General features: G+C 71.4%; 3 protein-coding genes. All 3 read right to left on the bottom strand.

Annotated elements, in window-relative coordinates:
- Nucleotides 1-26 precede the first annotated feature (26 nt).
- Genes WH07_RS33640 through WH07_RS33650 form a run of 3 tightly spaced genes read right to left on the bottom strand, consistent with a single transcriptional unit; the run spans nucleotide 27 to nucleotide 3,677 of the window.
- Nucleotides 27-1,121: an ABC transporter permease gene (locus tag WH07_RS33640; protein ID WP_079023778.1), complete on the bottom strand. Its 1,095-nt coding sequence runs from the start codon at nucleotides 1,119-1,121 to the stop codon at nucleotides 27-29.
- A complete protein-coding gene (locus tag WH07_RS33645; RefSeq protein WP_052744646.1) occupies nucleotides 1,105-2,157 on the bottom strand; it encodes an ABC transporter permease in 1,053 nt (350 codons plus the stop codon). Before WH07_RS33645 ends, WH07_RS33640 begins: the two co-directional genes overlap by 17 nt.
- Nucleotides 2,154-3,677: a sugar ABC transporter ATP-binding protein gene (locus WH07_RS33650; protein WP_046508573.1), complete on the bottom strand. Its 1,524-nt coding sequence runs from the start codon at nucleotides 3,675-3,677 to the stop codon at nucleotides 2,154-2,156. The genes WH07_RS33645 and WH07_RS33650 overlap by 4 nt, the downstream gene beginning before the upstream one ends.
- Between the last annotated feature and the right edge of the window lie 216 nt (nucleotides 3,678-3,893).

Below are 3,893 nucleotides of genomic sequence, written 5' to 3' on the forward strand. Positions count from 1 at the left end.
GGCTCGGAGAGGCTGAGGGGGCGGGCTCAGGGCCCGCTCGGAACACCGGCCGCTCGCCGGTGGCGGCGCTCGGCCAGGGCCGTGACGATCCGTGGGGTGAGGACGGAGGCGACGAGCAGCAGGCCGGTCATGATGACCTGGACCTCGTTCGGCACGTCGTTCAGCGTGAGCAGGTTCTTGAGGACCCCGATGAGCAGCACACCGGCGACCGCGCCGAAGAGCGTGCCCTTGCCGCCGTCGAAGTCGACCCCGCCGAGCAGGACGGCGGCGATGACGAGCATCTCGAAGCCGAGGCCGTTGTCGGCGCGGGCGCTGCCGTACCGGAGGGTGAAGACGATCCCGGCGAAGGCCGAGAACACCCCGGTGAGCACGAAGAGGATCAGCTTGAACCGTCTGACCCTGATCCCGGCGAACCGGGCCGCCTCCTCCTGCGCGCCGAGGGCGAACAGGGACCGTCCGAAGGCCGTGGAGTGCAGCAGTACGGCGGTGGCGGCGGCCAGGATCAGGAACAGGACGACGGGGTAGGTCAGAAAGGTGCCGGGGACGGTTGTGGTGTCCACGGCCCAGTCGGCGTACACCTGGGGGAAGTCGGTGACGGCGTCGCTGCCCAGGACGACGGAGGCGAGGCCGCGGTAGAGGGCGAGGGTGCCGATGGTGACCGCGAGCGAGGGCAGCCCGACGCGGGTGACCAGCCAGCCGTTGAGGAGGCCGCCCGCGATTCCGGCCAGCAGCACCACGGGCACGATCACTTCGAAGGCCCAGCCCGCGTTCCACAGTGCCCCGGTGAGCGCGCTGCCGAGTCCCAGCATGGACGCGACGGAGAGATCGACCTGACCGGCGACGACGAGCAGGGTCATGGGCAGGGCGATCAGGGCGACTTCGGCGATGTCGTTGAAGCCGAAGGCGAGATTCCCGCCGGATGCGAAGCCGTCGGTGGTGAAGAGGCCGACGGTGAAGACCGCCACGAGCAGCGCGCCGACCGCGGTGTCCCAGCGCGGCCCGACAGCTCTGATGAACGCTCCGGCACTCGCCGCGCGCCCGTGTTCGGGCGCCTTCACCGGCGGCCAGGACCCGGGCGCCCCCGGCTGTGCGGTGGTCTCTGTCTCAGGCGCCGTTCCCATGGCGGGCGCTCCTCTTCCTCAGTGCGGCGGTCATACGCAGGGACACGACCCGGTCGACGCCGATGGCGGCGAGAAGCAGCGCGCCGGTGATGGCGCCCTGCCAGAACGCGTCGACCTTCAGGGCGACCAGCGCGCTGCCGATGGTGGTGAGCAGCAGCGCGCCGAGTGCCGCGCCCCACACCGTCCCCGTACCGCCGGTGATGGCGACACCGCCGACGACCACGGCGCTGACAACGGTGAGTTCCCAGCCGTGCGCGTTGTCGGCGACGACGGTGCCGAAGCGGGCGAGCCAGAGGGCGCCGGCGAATCCGGCCACCGCGCCGGAGAAGGCGTACGCGCCGAGGATCCTGCGGCGGATCGGTACGCCCGCCAGCCGCGCGGCCTCGGGGCTGGAGCCGATCGCGTACAGCTCGCGCCCCGAGCGGTAGGCGTGCAGGTAGTACGAGGTGACGACGACCAGCGCCAGGGATATGAGCGGGAGGTACGGAACACGGAGGACGCTGCCGCTGCCCAGGTCGAGGACCGGCCGCGGGATGTCGTTGGCGCTGATCTGCTCGCCCTGCGCCCACCAGTAGTCGAGGCCCTGGATGATGTAGAGCATCCCGAGGGTGACCACGAGCGCCGGGACCCGGCCGAAGCTGACAAGGGCGCCGCTGACCAGGCCGCATCCCGTACCGAGGGCGGTGCCCAGCAGCATCACGGTGAGCACTCCGTGATCGGTCCCGGCGACGAAGGTGCCGCAGGCGAAGGCGGAGAGCCCGACGACGGAGCCGACGGAGAGGTCGATGTTGCGGGTGACGACGACCACGGACTGGCCGACGGCGAGCAGGACCAGGATGGAGGCGTTGAGGAGGAGGTCCTTGACGCCCTGGTCGTCGAGGAAGCGCGGGTTGGAGATCCAGGTGCCGAGAACGAGCAGCGCCAGCGCTCCGGCGATGCTGATCTCCCTGGCACGGAACACGGTGTCGGCGAGCGAGCGGGCCGAGCGCCGCTCGTCGCGGTCCGTTCCGGCGGGATTGTCCAGCAGGGTCGTCATGCCGCCGCCCTCTCGGCGCGCCCGGTCGCGGCGGCCATCACCGTCTCCTCGGTGGCCTCGGCGCGCGGGATCTCCGCGGCGAGCCGGCCTTCGTGCATGACGAGCACCCGGTCGGCCATGCCGAGGACCTCGGGCAGGTCGGAGGAGATCATGAGAACGGCGAGCCCTTCTGCGGCCAGGGTCGAGAGCAGCCGGTGCACCTCCGCCTTGGTGCCGACGTCGATGCCCCGGGTGGGTTCGTCGACGATCAGTACGGCCGGTTCCGTGGCCAGCCATTTGGCGAGGACGACCTTCTGCTGGTTGCCGCCGGAGAGGACTCCGACGGGGTCGGCGAGCCGGTTGTAGGTGAGGCGGAGGCGTACGGCCCAGTCGGCTGCCCTGCGGTGCTCCAGGGCGCGCCGTACCAGCCCGGCCCTGCCGAGCCGGCCCAGACCGGTCAGCCCGACATTGCGCTCGATGGACATCTCCATGACCAGTCCGCGCAGCCGCCGGTCCTCGGGGACCAGCGCGAGCCCGGCGTCCATGGCCGCGGTCGGTGAACCGGCGGGCAGGGCCCGGCCGTTGACCCGTACCTCCCCCGCGTCGGCCCGGTCGACTCCGAAGACGGCCTGCGCCACCTCACTGCGGCCCGCGCCGACGAGCCCGGCGAGTGCGACGATCTCGCCCCGCCGTACCTCGAACGAGATGTCCCGGAACACGCCCTCGCGGGTCAGCCTGCGCACCGACAGGGCGGTCTCCCCCAGCGCCGCCCGCTGCTTCGGGTACAGCTCGCCGAGTTCGCGGCCGACCATGCCGCGGACCAGGTCGTCCTCGGTGAGTCCGGCGAGCGGTCCGGAGGAGATCAGGCGGCCGTCGCGCAGGGTGGTGACCCGTTGGCACAGGTCGAATATCTCGGTGAGCCGGTGGGAGATGAAGAGGACGGCCGCGCCCTCGGCCAGCAGGGTCCTGACGACGGAGAAGAGCCGCGCGGTCTCGCTGCCGGTGAGCGCGGCGGTCGGCTCGTCCATGATGAGGACGCGCGCTTCGAAGGAGAGCGCCTTGGCGATCTCCACGATCTGCTGGTCCGCGATGGAGAGTCCGCGCGCCGGACGGTCCGGGTCGAGCGCCACGCCGAGCCGCCGCATCAGGGCCGCGGTGGTCTCCCGTACCGCCCGGTGGTCGATACGGCCCAGGGAGCGGCGGGGCTGACGGCCCATGAAGATGTTCTCCGCGATCGACAGATCGGGGAAGAGCGTCGGTTCCTGGTAGATGACGGCGATACCGGCGTCCCGGGCATCGGCGGGGCCGTGGAAGACGATCGGTCCGCCGTCGAGGAGCAGCTCGCCGGAGTCGGGCCTGTGCACCCCGGCGAGGGTCTTGATGAGGGTGGACTTGCCGGCGCCGTTCTCCCCGGCGAGCGCGTGCGCCTCGCCGGGGAACAGGCTCAGGGAGACGTCCCGCAAGGCCCGTACGGCGCCGAAGGACTTGCTCACGTCCTTCAGGGCCAGGACCGGGGCGGGGCCCGGGGAGGGCTGGTTCATGGCGGGCTCCTCGGCGGCGGCGGGCCGAGCGCCCGGCGCCGTGAAAGGTTTTCGCATCGTGAAAGGTTTCAATGAGGTTCCCCGGAAGCTAAACGGCCTTCGCGGGCGGCGTCAATGGCCCGTGCTCGACATTCGCGGGTTAATTCCGTGGGGCACGGCTCGAACGGAAGGAGGGGCCGCACGCAGGGTTGACACCTCTCGACGGCTCCCATAACT

The organism is Streptomyces odonnellii (assembly GCF_000981895.1).
In the GTDB taxonomy this organism is placed as follows: Bacteria; Actinomycetota; Actinomycetes; order Streptomycetales; family Streptomycetaceae; genus Streptomyces; species Streptomyces odonnellii.